Here is a 15,069-nt window from a genome sequence, read left to right as displayed (position 1 = left end):
ATCTCCTCCTTCAGGCCTTGTTCATCTCGGCCGCAGCGGTCTTGATCGCGGCCTTGATGCGGGAGTAGGTGCCACAGCGGCAGATGTTGCCGCTCATCGCGGCATCGATGTCGGCATCGCTCGGGTTCTTGTTGGCCTTGAGCAGCGCGGCGGCGCTCATCAGCTGGCCACTCTGGCAGTAACCGCACTGCGGCACGTCGTGCGCAATCCAGGCCTTCTGCAGCGGGTGGGTGTTGTTGCGCGACAGGCTCTCGATGGTCGCGACCGACTTGCCGGCCGCGGCCGACAGCGGGGTCTGGCATGAGCGCACCGGCTGGCCGTCGAGGTGCACGGTGCAGGCGCCACACAGCGCCATGCCGCAACCGAACTTGGTGCCGGTCAGGCCGACTTCATCGCGGATCACCCACAACAGCGGGGTGTCGGGTTCGGCCTTGACGGTCATCGTCTTGCCGTTGATCTTCAGGCTGGTGCTCACGGTGGTGTCTCCTTGTGGTGGGACGTGCGATCACCGGGTGCTGCTGCTGTCGCACGGCTCGATGAAGCATCGGCCAACAAATGCGTGAAGTCCAACCTGGGCAAACCCCAAGGCGCGCTGGGGGTCAGGTGATGTCGGTCGCCTGGTGTTCGCTGGCGGGCGGCTCGGCATCACGCCGCACCACGCCGGCCCCCGGCGGCTGCATGCGCCAGCCTGCCACGATCGCCAGTGCGCAGATCGCACCGAGCAGCACGAACGTTTGATGAAACGCCCGCATCGGGTCGTCGACGTGCACCTTGAGCCGCCACTCGAGGAAGATGCCTGCCGTCGCCACGCCCACCGCGCCGCCGAGCTGGCGCAGGAAGTTGATGGTGCTCGAGCCGTGCGAGATGTTCTCCATCGGCAGCCGGCGGATGGCGCCGAGGTTCAGTGAGGGCAGCACGGTGCCCAGGCCGATGCGGCCGACGATGGCAAATGCGGTGATGACCCACAGCGAGGTCTGCAGCCCCACCAGCGCCATCAACCAGAACGACAGCGTGAGCAGCGTGATGCCGATGGCCACCAGCTTATTGAAGGGGTAATGGTCGGCCAGCCGCCCGCCCAGCGGCAGCATGAACGCGAGCACGATGCCCGCCGGCAGCAGCACCGCGCCGGCCTGCGAGGGCGGCAGCTTCAGGCCGATCTGCATGAACACCGGCACGAGGTAGGTCGAGCCGAAGAGTGCCATGCCGTAGATGAAGGCCACGCAGGCGCCCATGCGGAAGGAGCGGATGTCGAAGAGCTTGAACTCCATCAGCGGGTGCTCGGCGTGGCGCTGCCGCCAGATGAAGACGCCAGCGGTGACCGCCGAGACCGCCAGCAGCACGTAGGCATGCGGCGTGGGGCTGTGCAGCTCCACCAGCCCGTTCATGCCGGTGACGACGGCGATGGCCAGCAGCACGAGGCCCGGCAGGTCGAAACGCCGCTCGCTCTGGTTCACCGACTCGGCGCCGGGCGAGGTGTGCGGCAGGTACACGCGCCCCATCGCAAACGCCGCCAGGCAGAACGGCACCACCACGAAGAAGATCGAGCGCCAACCCCAGGCCTCGACGAGGATGCCGCCGATCGACGGCCCGAGCGCCGGTGCCAGCACCACGCCGAAGCCGAAGAGGCCCATGGCGCGCCCCTGCTCCTGGCGGCCGAACACATGCAGCACGATCACCGGCGGGATGGGCTGCATGATGCCGGCCGCGAGGCCTTCGATCACACGCATGGCGAGCACCATCTCGAAGCTGGAACTCAGGCCACCCGCGATGCCGCCCACCAGCAGCATCCACACACCGGCGAAGTAGGTGTGCCGGTAGCCGAAACGGCCGAGCAGCCAGGGCGTGGTCAGCATCGCCACGGTGACGGCGGCCATGAAGCCGGCCGACAGCCACTGCGCCCGCTCCTGGCCCAGCGTGAACACATGGCTCATGTCGGGCAGGGCCACGTTGACGATGGTCGACGCCATGATCGACGCCATCGTGCCCAGCATCACCGTGATCAGCACCCGCCAGCGGTAGGCGGGGCCGTGACGCTCTTGCATCAGCGCAAGGCTGTGGGGATGGGAGGTGCCGGACACCCCGGCATCCTAAGCGGTGGCTTGTGCCCTGCCTGTCATGAAGGCGGCAGGGCCGGCGTGTCCCCAACCCTTGCGACAGCCGGCGCGTGTGCGTACAAGCTCTGGGTGCAGACAGGGCACGGGGCGACACGAATACTGCGGTCGCCTTCTTCAAACGCTTTCGGAGCCCCTGTCATGCAGCCCCAGACCTCTCCTTCTTCTTCTCATCCCCTCAACGGCCACGCCGTGGCCGCTGCCTACCCCCGCGCTGCCGTGCCGGTGCAGCCCCGCAAGCGCCGCCCGCGCGTGGCGCTCGTGCTGGGCAGCGGCGGCGTGCGCAGCATCGCGGCCGTCGGCATCGTCGAGCGCCTGCGCCTGGAAGGCATCTGGCCCGACCTGGTGGTGGGCTGCAGCTCGGGCGCGCTCTTCGGCGCCACCATCGCGATGGAGATGTCGCCGAAGGACGCGCTGCACGCCGCCACCACGCTGTGGTCGGCCGAGCTGACGCAGCAGCCGCGCTGGCGTGCCTACCCGCAGATGGTGGCGCCCAAGCTGATGGGCTTCGACGCCGATTTCGGGCTGCGCGACAACAGCCTCATCGCCCTGCGCCTGGAGGCGGCCTTCGGGGGACGCAAGATCGAATCGCTGCCCACGCCGCTGCGTGTGGCGGCCACCGATGCCACCACGGGCAAGCCGGTGGTGCTGTCCGAAGGGCTGCTGACGCAGGCGCTGCTCGCGAGCATGGCCGTGCCCTTCATCTTCCCGAGCGTCGAGGTCGATGGCCGCCGCCTGGTGGACGGCGTGGTGTCCGACCCCTTGCCGCTCGATGCGGCCCGCGATGCCGACCTCATCCTCGCGCTGGGCTTCGAAGGGGCCATGCCGCGGCGTGTCGACCGCGCCTCGCGCCTGGTCGCCCAGGCCACCACCTCGCTCATCAACAACCTGATGCAGGCGCGGCTCGAAGCTGCCGTGGCGCGGGGCCAGCGCATCGTCAGCATCGAACTCGGCCTGGAGCGCAAGGTGGGCCTGTGGGAGACCGGTGCGTTGCCCTACCTCTATGAAGCCGGCCGCCGCGCGGCGACGCACCACCTGCCGCGCATCCTCGACCTGCTCGAAGGCCGGGCGCAGCGCGAGGTGGCCTGAGCGCGCCTCGACGGCGCGGCACTGGATTGACGCCCGCCGGTCGAAGCCCTAGCGTCGCGCCATCGAGAGGGCCGATCCATGAACGCTGACACCGCCACCGCTGTGCCTGACTCGGCCGCGAGCGCGCTGCCGATCGCCGTGGCGATCGTCGAAGACGAACGCGAGGTGCGGCAGCGCTTCGAGGACGCGGTGCGCGCGCATCCGCGCTTGTCGTGGCAGTTCTCGGCGGGCAGCGTGTCGGAGGCGATGGCCCTCGCGGCGCAGCGCCAGGCCGATGTGTACCTGGTGGACCTCGGCCTGCCCGACCGCGACGGGCGCGACTTCATCCGCTGGCTGGTGCGGCAGTGCCCCGACGCGCTGCCGATGGTGGTCACCGTCTTCGGCGACGACGAACACGTGCTCACGAGCCTGGAGGCCGGCGCGATGGGCTACCTGCTGAAGGACTCGCCGAGCAGCGAGATCGCCGGCCGCATCGTCGAGCTCTTCGAAGGCGGCTCGCCGATCAGCCCGTCGGTGGCGCGTTCGGTGATCCGGCGCTTCGTGAAGCCGGCCGCTGGCGCGCAGGAGCCGCCGGAAGACAACCCGCTGAGCCAGCGCGAGCTCGAGGTGCTGCGCCTCATCGAGAAGGGCATGACCTACGACGAGGTGGCGCAGGTGCTCGCGCTGTCGTGGCACACCGTCACCGCCTACCTGCGGCGGGTGTATCGCAAGCTGCAGGTGCACTCGCGCGGCGAGGCGGTCTTCGAGGCACGCCAGCGCGGGATTCTCTAGATGTGGCGCGCTGCGGCGCTGTGCCTCGCGCTCGTGATGGGCGCGCTGCCCTGCGCGTCGGCGCAGCCGGCGGTGTCGCCCGAGGCGCTCGCCATCCGCATCGACCACGCCACCTTGCAGGAGCTGGGCGACGCCGGCTCGACGAGGGAACTGGCCACGCTGCCAGCCCGGCTCACCCGCGCGCCACGCGTCTTCCGGCACTACCGGCTCGACGCGCAGTTCGATCTGCCCGACAAGACGGCCGCGCCGCTGTGGGCGATCTACCACCACCAGCTGAGCGATGGCGCGCGCGTGCGCGTGAACGGCGTGGTGGTGGGTGACGTGGCTACTTCCACGCCCACGACCGCCGTGCTCAACGTGCGGCCCTACATGTTCGTGCTGCCGGTGGAGCTGCTGCGCAACGGGCCCAACCGGATCGAGATGGAATGGGCCACGCACGACTCGATGGTCCACGTGGCCGGCATGGTGGTCGGGCCCTTCGACCTGGTGCGGGCCCACTACGAGCGCCGCTTCTTCTGGCAGAACACGATGGCCCAGGTGGGCCTCGACTTCGCGCTCGTCAACGCGGCGATGCTGATGGGCATCTTCGCGCTGCGCCGCAGCGAGGTGCGCTACCTGCTGATGGGCCTCACGGCACTGAGCTGGGCCAACGTCTGCTTCGCCTACCTGCTGCCGCCGATGCCGGCCGCGCTGTACCCGTACTGGCTCTTCGTGCGCATCCTCGGCATCTCGGGCGTGGCCGCCTGCTGCTGGCTGGTGCTGTGGCTCGAGACCGCGCCCGAGCGCCAGGGCTTCGGTCGCTTGTGCGTGGCGTGGGCGATGGTGGGGCCGCTGTGGTATCTGGGCGATCTCTGGCTGCACAACAGCACGGACTCGAGCCGCCTGGAGGCGGTGTGGGGCAGCGCGCTGCTCGCGCTTGGGCTGTACCCGCTCTTCCGTCTGGCGCGGGCGCTGCTGCGCCAGTGGGACTGGCGGCGCGGTGTGTACCTGATTGCCGCGGTCGCCGGCATCCTCACCGGCGGCGCCGACCTGCTCATGTCGGCCACCGGCCAGAGCGTGTTCGGTGCCATCGGCTACTCGGCGCAGGCCACCTCGCCCTTGTGGTTCACGGCGATGGTGGCGGTGCTGGTGAAGGACTTCGCCACCTTCCTCGTCGCCCAGCGCCAGCAGAACGAGTTGATGGCCCGCAAGCTCGAAGAGCAGCAGCTCACCCTGCAACGCCTGCACGAGCAGAGCCAGCAGCGCGAGCGCGAGCGCGCCGCGCTGGAAGAGCGCCAGCGCATCATGCAAGACATCCACGACGGGCTCGGCTCGCAGCTCGTGAGCTCGCTGGCCCTGAGCGAGCGAGGCGAGCTCGATGCGCAGCAGACCAGCGCCCTGCTGCGCGAATGCATCGACGACCTGCGCCTGGCCATCGACAGCCTGTCGGGCGACGAAGACGCCTTCGCGGTGATGGCCGGCAACCTGCGCTTCCGCATGGCGCCGCGCCTGCGCGCCGCCGGCATCACCCTCACCTGGCACAGCGCCGGCCTGCAGGACTCGGCGGTGATCCCCGCCGCGCATGCGCTGCCGCTGCTGCGCATCCTCCAGGAAAGCCTCAGCAACGCGCTCAAGCACTCGCAGGCCACCCGCATCGCGGTGACGCTCACGAGCGACGCCGAGCACCTTCACATCACGGTGCAGGACAACGGGCGTGGCCTGTCGGAGCAGCCGGCCTCGCGTGGCAAGGGCGTGGGCATCATGGAAAAGCGCGCCCGCGGCATCGGGGCCCGCTTGCGCATCGAGAGTTCGGAGGGCACCACGGTGCAGGTGTCGCTGCCGCTCGCGCCACATCGCAGCGCACCCACTGGCGCCGACGACCACGCGGTGGGTGGCGTCAGCGCTCTCTGAGCAGCAGGGCCCGCGCGCGCTGCAGCTCAGGCCCTTTGAAGCGACGTGCGAGTTCGGCCTCCTGCGCCGGGGCCGGCATGGTTTGCAGGGCGGCTCGCGCCTCTTCGAGGCGGCGCGCCCAGTCCCAGCGGGCGAGGTCCTGCGCGTGCAGGCGTTCGGCCGCGGCGCTGCCGAACTGGCTGACACGCTGGGCGTGCACGGCCTGGGCCTCGGCCTCGCTGGCGGGCGGGTCGGGGATGAGCAGCGCGCGCGGGGCGACGGTGGGCCGCTTCGGTGTAGGCGCCGTGGCCTCGGGCGCCGGGTTGTTCGGCAGCTGCGCGGGCGGCTCGCCGCGCAGCAGGGCGAGGTGGGCGTCCCACGCGGCGACCGTCTCCTGCGCGGCGGTGGCGCCACGCTCGCGCGTCACCTCGCGTTCGATGAAGCGGCGCAGCTCGGGCAGGCTGGTCTCCCCGAGCGCGGTGAGCAGGTGGTCGAAGCGGCGCAGCAGCTGGGCTTCGGCGTCGCGGCGCGTGCCGGGGGTGGCCCAGGCGCCGTCGAGGTCGGTGCCGCGCAGCGAGCCGCGGGCGCGCACCTCGTCGACGCTGCGCGGGGTGGTCGCCGTGGGCGGTGCGGCGCACGCGGCGAGGCCGGTGGTGAGCAGGCACAGCATCAGCACGCGTTTCATCGTCACAGCCCCAGCTTGCGCAGGCGGTTGGCGTGCAGTCGGTAGACCGCCAGCGGGTCGGGCGACAGCGGCGCACGCAGGCCGAGCGCCTGGTTCACCTCGTCGAGGTGGTTCCACTCGTAGTCGTCGCGCAGCACCGTGCCCCAGTGGCTGGAACAGCGGCCCACGAGCCCGTCGTTGGGTTCGTCGCCGAAATCGCGGCTGGTGATGGCGAGCACCGCATCGCTGGCGTCGAGCGCGTTGGTGGCGACGCGCGTGCCGCTCATCGAAAAGTAGTGCACCCCGTTGACCACCGCCGCGCCCTCGCCGCAGGGCTGGAAGGGCATCGCCTGCGGAAATCGCCGGTTGAAGGCGGCCGCGCCCGCGCTGTCGAGCGAGGCCAGCGCGCCGAGTGCGTCTTGCGGCAGGCTCGGTGCGCCCGCCAGCCACGACAACGCACCCGACACCGTGTTGGCCAGCCAGGCCGGCACGCCGCTGCTGCGAGACAGGTCTTTCATCGCATCGGCGGTCTTGCTGCCGGTGTGCGGCGAGCCGATGGTGGTCACCGACGCCACGAGTTCGGGCGCCACGGCGGCGACGTAGCGCGCGGTGGGCCCGCCGTGGCTGTGGCCGATCAGGTGGAATTTCTCGTGGCCGTAGGCGGCCTTCAGCGCGAGCAGCTCCTGCAGCAGCTGCTCGCCGCGCACCTCGGAGAGATTCGCGGCCGACACCGCGGGCGCATAGACCGTGGCGCCGCCCTCACGCAGGGCATCGGCGATGCCGTGGAAGTAGTCGACCGGGCCGATGGTGTGGAAGCCGAAGAGACCGTGCACCAGCACGATGGGGTGGCGGGTGGCGGTGTAGCCGTCGGCGGCGTGGGCGCTGGTCGTGCAGGCCAGCAGCGCGGTGAGCAGCAGGCGCCGGAGGCGGGCGGTGAAGGTCGTCACGCCCGCGATTGTGGCGTGCAGGCTATTTCAGCAACAAGGCACGCGCACGTTGCAGCTCGGAGCCGCTGAAGTGTTGCGCGAGGTGGTCGTCCTGCGCCTGCTGCCGTTGCGGGGCCGACAGGTTCGGTGCGGCGGCGAGGGTGTTGAGCGCTTGTTGTGCGGCGGCAAGGCGGCGCTCCCAATCGGCCCAGGCCTGGTCTTCGGCGCGCAGGCGCTCGGCGGCGTCGGCGCCGAGTTGCTGCACACGCTGGCTGTGCAGTTGGTCGGGTGCGGTGCCGGGGGTGGCGATCAGCAGCACGCTCGGGTCTGGCTCGACACGCTGTTGCTTGCGCTGCTCGATGTACTGCGTCAACGTGGCTTCTTCATCGGCGTAGAACGCTTGTGCCCAGTCGCGGCCCAGCAGCTGCTGGCGCACTTGCGAGCGCTCGGTGAGGGCGACGGCCCAGGTGCCGGGGTCGGCCACGTTGGGCGCGTGGCGGAAGCGGTGTTGCTGCAGGGCGATGTAGCGGTCCCACACGGCGAGCACCTGGCGCGCGGCGGCGGCGCTCTTCTGCGCGGTGACCTCCTGCTCGATCCAGTGGCGCAGTTGCGTGGGGTCGGCTTCGCCGAGCGAGGTGAGCAGGTAGTCGAAGCGTTGCCGCAAGCTGCGACTGGGCTGCAGTTGCACGTCGACCCAGCGGCCCCAGTCGCCGTCGAGTTCCGACTCGCGCAGCGAGCCACGCTCGAGCACGGCCTGCACATGGGCGCGTGCCGCATCGGCTGCACGTGCAGCATCGGCGTTGTGTTGAACCGCGGGCAGCGGCTCGCCTTTGGCGTAGGGGCTGAAGTTCCAATCGGTGAAGACCGGCGCAGCCGCTTGTGGCCGCTGGCCGTCTTCGGATGTGAGCCACCCGTGGGCGGCCCACACCAATGCGAGTGCGAGCGGCACCGCGCCGTAGAGCCAACGGTGCCGCGCGAGCATCACAGGCCTGCCGACTTGATGCGGTTGGCCTGCGAGCGGTAGAACGCCACCGGGTCCTGCGAGAAGAGGCCACGCAGGCCGAAGGCCTGGTTCACTTCGTCGAGGTGGTTCCACGCGTAGTTGTCTTTCAGCACCGTGCCCCAGTGGCTGGAGCACTGGCTCACGAGGCCGTCGTTCTGCTCGAAGCCGAAAAGCACGCTGGTCGACACCAGCAGCGCATCGCTCACGTCGAGCACGTTGGTCGCCACGCTCGTGCCGCCCACCGACCAGTAGCGGATGCCGTTCACCGAGGCCGGCCCTTGGCCGCACGAGGAGGTGGGTTTGCCCTGCGGGAAGCGGCGGTTGAAATCGGCGGCGCCGCGCGTGCTGAGCGACTTGAGCGAGCCCAGTGCATCCTGCGGCAGCGTGGGCGAGCCAGAGAGGAAGGCGATCGTCGAGGCCAGGCCATTCGCGAGCGTGGCGGCGAAGCCGGTGGTGCCGGTCCACGAGGTCACGGCCTCGATTGCATCGGCCACCTTGCTGCCGGCGTGCGGCGAGCCGACCGTCGTCACCGAGGCGATGAGTTCAGGTGCAACCGCCGCGACGTAGCGCGCGGTCGGGCCGCCGTGGCTGTGGCCGATGAGGTTGAACTTCTGGTGGCCATAGGCGGCCTTGTACGAGCGAAGCGCGCGCAGCAGCTGTTCACCGCGCGCCTCGGACGTTTCCGCACCCGACACGCTCGGTGTGTAGACGGTGGCACCGCCACTGCGGAGCGCACTCACGATGCCGTACCAATAGCTCACCGGCCCGATGGCGTCGAAGCCGAAGGCACCGTGCACGAGCACGACGGGGTACTTGGTCTGGGTGTAGGTGTCGGCGGCAGCGGCGTGCGTGGTGGCACCGAAGGAAAGGCCTGCAGCGAGCGCGGCACTGCACAGGCCGCGCATCAGGCGATGGCGAAGGGTCATGTTGTCTCCTGCTTGTGGGGTGAGATGCGCCGACGCCCTCCAGGCGCCTGACGATCACCGTTCGTCCACTGACGGGGCGATACGTTGATGCAGGAAATTCTTGAACTGCTGCGCGATTGGCGTAAGTGGCAATCCGCGCCAAAGGCTGGCGCGTCGTGCCAGTGGGGGAGGGAGTTTCCCTGCTTCGTGTCTTCGGAGCGGCGCCAAGGGGCTGGGGTGAGTGAATCCCTCCGTGTCCCCCGCGTTTGATCGCTCCCGCGATCAAACGCTCCTCCTTAACCTGCGGGATTCACTCACCCCAGCCCCTTGGCGCGAACCACCGTGCCCGCCCGAAAAGGTGGCGGTGCACTGTGTGTCGCGAGAAGGGCTTGGGGACGCGGATTCCGTAAGTAAAGGAGGAGGGCTGGGCTGCAAGCCCAGCCCGGGGGACATGGAGGAATCCGCGTCCCCAAGCCCTTCTCGTCGCGCCACTACACGCACACAAAGAAAAACGGCGCCCGAAAAGGACGCCGCTTTCAAATCAACAAAGAAGAATCAGCGCGAAGCCGCCTTCAACTTCAACCGCCACGCATGCAGCAGCGGCTCGGTGTAGCCACTCGGCTGTTCCTTGCCCTTGAAGACGAGGTCGAGCGCCGCTTGATAGGCCATCGAGGTCTTCGCATTGCCCGCGAGCTTCTTGTAGAGCGGGTCACCGGCGTTCTGCTTGTCGACCACTGCGGCCATGCGCTCGAAGGTGTCGCGCACCTGCTTCTCGGTCACGACCTTGTGCTGCAGCCAGTTGGCGATGTGCTGGCTGCTGATGCGCAGCGTGGCGCGGTCTTCCATCAGGCCGACGTTGTGGATGTCGGGCACCTTGGAGCAGCCGACGCCCTGGTCGATCCAGCGCACCACGTAGCCGAGGATGCCCTGCACGTTGTTGTCGAGCTCTTGCTGGCGCTCAGCGGCAGACCAGGTGGCTTCCTTCACCACGGGCACCTGCAGCAGGCCCTTGAGCAGCTCGTCGCGCATCTCGTCGGCGTCGGTCTTCTCCAGCTCCTTCTGCACGTCGCTCACCTTCACCTGGTGGTAGTGCAGGGCGTGCAGCGTGGCGGCAGTGGGGCTCGGCACCCAAGCGGTGTTGGCACCGGCCTTGGGGTGGACGATCTTCTGCTCCAGCATGCCGGCCATCAGGTCGGGCATGGCCCACATGCCCTTGCCGATCTGCGCGCGGCCGCGCAGGCCCATGCCGAGGCCCACGAGCACGTTGCTCTTCTCGTAGGCCTGGATCCAGGCGCTGGTCTTCATGTCGCCCTTGCGCATCATCGGGCCGGCGAGCATGGCGGTGTGCATCTCGTCGCCGGTGCGGTCGAGGAAGCCGGTGTTGATGAAGGCCACGCGGCTCGCGGCGGCGGCGATGCAGGCCTTGAGGTTGACGCTGGTGCGGCGCTCTTCGTCCATGATGCCGAGCTTCACCGTGCTGTCGGCGAGGCCGAGCAGTTGCTCGACGCGGCCGAAGAGTTCGGCGGCGAAGGCCACTTCATCGGGGCCGTGCATCTTCGGCTTCACGATGTAGACGCTGCCGGTGCGCGAGTTGCGGATCTTCTTGTTGCCGGTGCGCTTGAGGTCGTGCAGCGCGATGGTGGTCGTGATGACCGCGTCCATGATGCCTTCCGGGATTTCCTTGCCGTCGGCGTAGAGGATCGCGGGGTTGGTCATCAGGTGGCCCACGTTGCGCACGAAGAGCAGCGAGCGGCCATGGAGCACGACTTCGCCCTTGCCCTTGGGGGCGGTGTAGACACGGTCTTCGTTCAGGCCGCGGGTGAAGGTCTTGCCACCCTTGCTCACTTCTTCGGTCAGCGTGCCCTTCAGGATGCCGAGCCAGTTGCTGTAGGCCAGCAGCTTGTCTTCGGCGTCGACGGCGGCCACCGAGTCCTCGAGGTCGAGGATGGTCGAGAGCGCGGCTTCGAGCACCAGGTCGCTCACGCCGGCCGGGTCGGTCTTGCCGATGGGGGTGTTGCGGTCGATGCGGATGTCGAGGTGCAGGCCGTTGTGGGCGAGCAGCACCGACGAGGGCGACTTCGCGTCACCTTGATAACCGACGAACTGGTCCTTCTCTTCGAGGCCGGTGGTCTTGCCGTTCTTCAGCGTGATGACGAGCTTGCCGTCTTCCACGGTGTAGCCCACGGAGTCGATGTGCGAACCCTTCTTCAGCGGCGCGGTGCGGTCGAGCACGTAACGGGCGTACTCGATGACCTTGGCGCCACGCACCGGGTTGTAGGCACCGGCGCGCTCGGCGCCGTCCTTCTCGCTGATGGCATCGGTGCCGTAGAGCGCGTCGTACAGCGAGCCCCAGCGGGCGTTGGCAGCGTTGAGCGCATAACGTGCATTGAGGATGGGCACCACCAGCTGCGGGCCGGCCTGGATGGCGAGTTCGGCGTCGACGTTCTTCGTCGTGGCCTTGGCCTTCTTGGGCGGGGGCACGAGGTAGCCGATCTTCTCAAGGTGGGCGCGGTAAGCCTTCATGTTCGAGATCGGGCCGGGGTTGGCGGTGTGCCACTGGTCCATCTCGGTTTGCAGGCGGTCGCGCTCGGCGAGCAAGGCGACGTTCTTCGGCGCGAGGTCGCGCACGATGGCGTCGAAACCTTTCCAGAAGGCGGCGGCGTCGACGCCGGTGCCGGGCAGCACCTGGTTTTCGATGAACGCGTGCAGGGCCGAATCGACCTGCAGGCTGTGGACGGTGGTGCGTGCGGACATGAACCCTCTCCTTTTATGTGCGGTGCAAAAAGACGAAAGGCGCCAATCTATTCGATCTCGCGGCGAAGAGTAAGTGGCGCGCAAGTTCGGGATTCATGACTTGGAAGGGGGTAATCTCCGCCGGTCATGGACAAACTCAAGCAACTCGAATCCTTCGTCGCGGTGGCCGCCAAGGGCAGCCTGACCGCGGCGGCCGCCGCCGAGGGCATCGCCCCGGCCGTGGTGGGCCGGCGCATCGACGCGCTGGAAGAGCGGCTCGGCGTGAAGCTGCTTGTGCGCACCACCCGCCGCATCACGCTCACCCACGAGGGCAGCGCCTTCCTCGAAGACTGCCAGCGCCTGCTGGCCGACCTGGCCACGGCCGAAGCCAGTGTCAGTGCCGGCGGCGTGAAAGCCAGTGGCTACTTACGCATCACCGCCCCGGCCGGTTTCGGCCGCCGCCACGTGGCGCCGCTGGTGCCGGGCTTCGTGGCCCAGCACCCGGATGTGAACGTGTCCCTCAACCTCAGCGACCGACTGGTGGACATCGTCAACGAAGGTTATGACTGCGCCGTGCGCGTGGGCGACCTGCCCGAAAGCAGCCTCGTCAGCGTGCGCCTGGCCGACAACCGCCGCCTCTGCGTGGCGTCACCCAGCTACCTGGCCCGCGCCGGCACGCCCCGACACCCCAACGACCTGGCCCAGCACGACTGCCTGACCCTGAGCACCGAGGCCAGCCAAACCCGCGGCTGGGCCTTCACGCTCGATGGCGAGGTGAACCACCTGCGCCTCACCGGCAGCCTCTCCTGCAACGACGGCCAGGTGCTGCACGACTGGTGCCTCGCCGGCCTCGGCCTTGCCTGGCGCTCGACCTGGGAAGTGGAAAGCCACCTTGCGAGCGGCGACCTGGTGAGCGTGCTCGACGACTACGCCGCGCCGCCCAACGGCATCTACGCCGTGTTCGCCCAACGCAAGCACTTGCCGCTGCGCGTGCGCTTGTGGGTCGATCACCTGAAGCAGACCTACGGCGACCCGGCGTACTGGCAACAAGCCGCATAAACGACAACGCCCGGCAAGCCGGGCGATGCGCAAGCATAGCGAGTGCCCCATCAAGCAACACCCGCGGAACCGGCTCTGCCGGGCCGCTGGGTGGCGCCCCTCGGGGGCAGGAGCGCTAGCGACTGGGGGGCCTTACTTGCTCAAGCATTCCTTCATGAAGGCCTGGCGCTCGCTGCCGGGCTTCTTGGTCGCCTTGAAGTCGGCGCTGCAGGTCTTCATCTTGTTCTGCTGCGCGGTCTTCGCGTCCTTCTCTTTCTTCAGACAGTCGGACATGAACGCCTTGCGCTCGTCGCCCTTCTTGTCGCCGGCTTCCTTGTTGCAGGAAACCATCTTGTTCTGCTGCTTGGTGGGGGCCGATGCGGCATCGGCGGCGTGTGCGGAGCCTGCGAAGCCGGCCACGGCCAAGGCGATCGCGCTGAGAAGTGTCTTCATGGAGTAGTCCTTCCTTCCCGGTGGGATGTTGACGAGGGGGTTCGCCGGGTCGGATTGAAGCACTGCCCCAGGGGCCCAGCAATGGCTACAACGCAACAGCGCGTTGCGTGGCTGACGCAGATCAGAGGATTCTGCGGGGATGGGCGAGTGCTTCGTGGGCCACGTGCAATCGGCGCACCAGCACGCGGATGAACGCCTCGTCGAACAAGTGCCGGCAATTCGGGCTCACCTGCGCGAGCGTCTCCGGCGTGAACGAGATCGTGGTCGCCGGGTCGGTGACGATCACGTTGGTGCTGTGGCGGCGCAGCTCGGGGCTGGGCGCGAGGTAGGCCATCTCGCCCACCGAGGTGCCCGAGCCGAGCTGGGCCACCTTGTCGCCCTCGCGGTACACCTCTACCTCGCCCTGGGCAATGATGTGGAAGGTGTTGCCCTCTTCGCCCTTGGTGTAAAGCGCGTGGCCGAACGGAAAGCGTTGCCACTTCGCGCGGTGCACCACTTCCCACAGCTCCACGTCGCCGAAGTTGGAGAAGAAGTCGAGCGTGCGCAGCAGGTTGAAGCGCTCGGAGTCGAGCACGCCCTGCAGGTGGCCGCGCGGCACCTGCTGGGTGGTGATGAGGCTGGAGAGTGCCTGGGCGAAGTCGTCCCAGCTGGCGTAACGATCCTCCGGGCGCTTGGCCACGGCCGACAGGATCACGCTGTCGACGCCCGGCCCCACACCCGAGCGCAGGCTGCTCAAGAGCGTGGGCTCGGCGCTGTAGATCTGGTTCATCATGGCCGACTGCGAGGTCGAGTCGAAGAGCGGCCGGCCGGCGATGAGGTGGTAGAGCACGGCGCCGAGCGAGTACATGTCGGCGCGGCAGTCGAGCGTGTTGCCGTCGAGCTGCTCGGGCGACATGTAGGCGAGCGAGCCCACGCGGTAGACCTGCGTCGTCTCGCTCGCCATGTTGAGCGCGCTGCCGAAGTCGCTGATCTTCACGTCGGTGATGTGGCCGTTGTTGATCACGGCCAGGAGATTCGCCGGCTTCACGTCGCGGTGGATCAGGCCCTGGCGGTACACATAGCCGAGCGCCATCGCGCACTTGAAGCCGATTTCGACGATGAGCTCCAGCGGCAGCAGCTGGTCGGCGCGGCAATAGGGGCGCAGCGTCGTGCCGTTCACGTACTCCATCACCAGATAGGAGTCGGCCGGGTCGACCACCGCGTCGTAGATCTGCACCACGTTCGGGTGCTTGAGCCGCCCCACGAGTGCGGCCTCGGCGGCGAAGAAGCGCTCGAAGTAGCGGCCGTCGCCGGGGTCGTTGGTGGCGCCGGCGCGCACGCGCTTGATGGCGACGTCGCGCTGCTGGAAGTCGTCGCGTGCGAGGAAGACCTCGCTTGTCGCCCCTTCGCCGAGCCGGCGCAGCACCGGGTACTTGCCGATCTGCGTGGGCAACGGCAAGCCACCGAACCCGCTGGGCGTGGCACTGGGAACGGGGGTGAACGAGGGCGAGAACGACGACATGGGAGC

At 68.7% G+C, this 15,069-nt stretch carries 13 protein-coding genes; 4 read left to right on the top strand and 9 right to left on the bottom strand.

Annotation, left to right across the window (positions count from 1 at the left end; genetic code table 11):
- Positions 1–10: 10 nt before the first annotated feature.
- Together KF892_14355 and KF892_14350 are read right to left on the bottom strand one after the other, a co-directional pair.
- The gene (locus tag KF892_14355) at positions 11–475 is read right to left on the bottom strand and encodes a (2Fe-2S)-binding protein (GenBank protein MBX3626194.1); all 465 of its coding nucleotides are present in this window, start codon (positions 473–475) and stop codon (positions 11–13) included.
- A gap of 124 nt (positions 476–599) precedes the next feature.
- On the bottom strand, positions 600–2,042 hold the full coding sequence (locus KF892_14350; GenBank protein ID MBX3626193.1) for a DHA2 family efflux MFS transporter permease subunit: 1,443 nt from the start codon (positions 2,040–2,042) through the stop codon (positions 600–602).
- Positions 2,043–2,252: 210 nt separating this feature from the next.
- Between KF892_14350 and KF892_14345 the strand changes: the two genes are divergently transcribed.
- The 3 genes from KF892_14345 to KF892_14335 all read left to right on the top strand — a co-directional run bounded on the left by KF892_14345 (position 2,253) and on the right by KF892_14335 (position 5,861).
- Entirely contained in the window at positions 2,253–3,200 is a 948-nt protein-coding gene (locus tag KF892_14345; protein ID MBX3626192.1) for a patatin-like phospholipase family protein, read from the top strand.
- 126 nt (positions 3,201–3,326) lie between these two features.
- Positions 3,327–3,971: a response regulator transcription factor gene (locus tag KF892_14340; protein MBX3626191.1), complete on the top strand. Its 645-nt coding sequence runs from the start codon at positions 3,327–3,329 to the stop codon at positions 3,969–3,971.
- Positions 3,972–5,861: a sensor histidine kinase gene (locus tag KF892_14335; protein ID MBX3626190.1), complete on the top strand. Its 1,890-nt coding sequence runs from the start codon at positions 3,972–3,974 to the stop codon at positions 5,859–5,861.
- On the opposite strand, the gene KF892_14330 is transcribed toward KF892_14335, so the two are convergent.
- The 5 genes from KF892_14330 to KF892_14310 all read right to left on the bottom strand — a co-directional run bounded on the left by KF892_14330 (position 5,848) and on the right by KF892_14310 (position 12,092).
- Positions 5,848–6,525, bottom strand: coding sequence for a hypothetical protein (locus KF892_14330; protein ID MBX3626189.1), 678 nt, complete (start codon positions 6,523–6,525; stop codon positions 5,848–5,850). The two genes, KF892_14335 and KF892_14330, sit on opposite strands and share 14 nt — an antisense overlap.
- 2 nt (positions 6,526–6,527) lie before the next feature.
- Positions 6,528–7,451 (bottom strand): triacylglycerol lipase, encoded by a 924-nt coding sequence (locus tag KF892_14325; GenBank protein ID MBX3626188.1) that lies wholly within the window; start codon positions 7,449–7,451, stop codon positions 6,528–6,530.
- A 22-nt stretch (positions 7,452–7,473) separates the two neighbouring features.
- Entirely contained in the window at positions 7,474–8,412 is a 939-nt protein-coding gene (locus KF892_14320) for a hypothetical protein (protein MBX3626187.1), read from the bottom strand.
- Positions 8,412–9,359: a triacylglycerol lipase gene (locus KF892_14315; protein ID MBX3626186.1), complete on the bottom strand. Its 948-nt coding sequence runs from the start codon at positions 9,357–9,359 to the stop codon at positions 8,412–8,414. The genes KF892_14320 and KF892_14315 overlap by 1 nt, the downstream gene beginning before the upstream one ends.
- Positions 9,360–9,893: 534 nt before the next feature.
- Positions 9,894–12,092: a malate synthase G gene (locus tag KF892_14310; protein MBX3626185.1), complete on the bottom strand. Its 2,199-nt coding sequence runs from the start codon at positions 12,090–12,092 to the stop codon at positions 9,894–9,896.
- A 126-nt stretch (positions 12,093–12,218) separates the two neighbouring features.
- Here KF892_14310 and KF892_14305 point away from each other — a divergent pair, with 126 nt between their 5' ends.
- Positions 12,219–13,130 (top strand): LysR family transcriptional regulator, encoded by a 912-nt coding sequence (locus KF892_14305; protein MBX3626184.1) that lies wholly within the window; start codon positions 12,219–12,221, stop codon positions 13,128–13,130.
- A gap of 132 nt (positions 13,131–13,262) precedes the next feature.
- On the opposite strand, the gene KF892_14300 is transcribed toward KF892_14305, so the two are convergent.
- A complete protein-coding gene (locus tag KF892_14300; GenBank protein ID MBX3626183.1) occupies positions 13,263–13,562 on the bottom strand; it encodes a phosphate starvation-inducible protein PsiF in 300 nt (99 codons plus the stop codon).
- A 121-nt stretch (positions 13,563–13,683) separates the two neighbouring features.
- A complete protein-coding gene (locus KF892_14295; protein MBX3626182.1) occupies positions 13,684–15,063 on the bottom strand; it encodes a protein kinase in 1,380 nt (459 codons plus the stop codon).
- Between the last annotated feature and the right edge of the window lie 6 nt (positions 15,064–15,069).

Origin of the sequence: Rhizobacter sp. (genome assembly GCA_019635355.1) — a bacterium.
Taxonomy (GTDB): Bacteria; Pseudomonadota; Gammaproteobacteria; order Burkholderiales; family Burkholderiaceae_C; genus Rhizobacter.
Note: the sequence above shows the minus strand (reverse complement) of the source record. Positions and strands in the feature narration are given on the sequence as shown.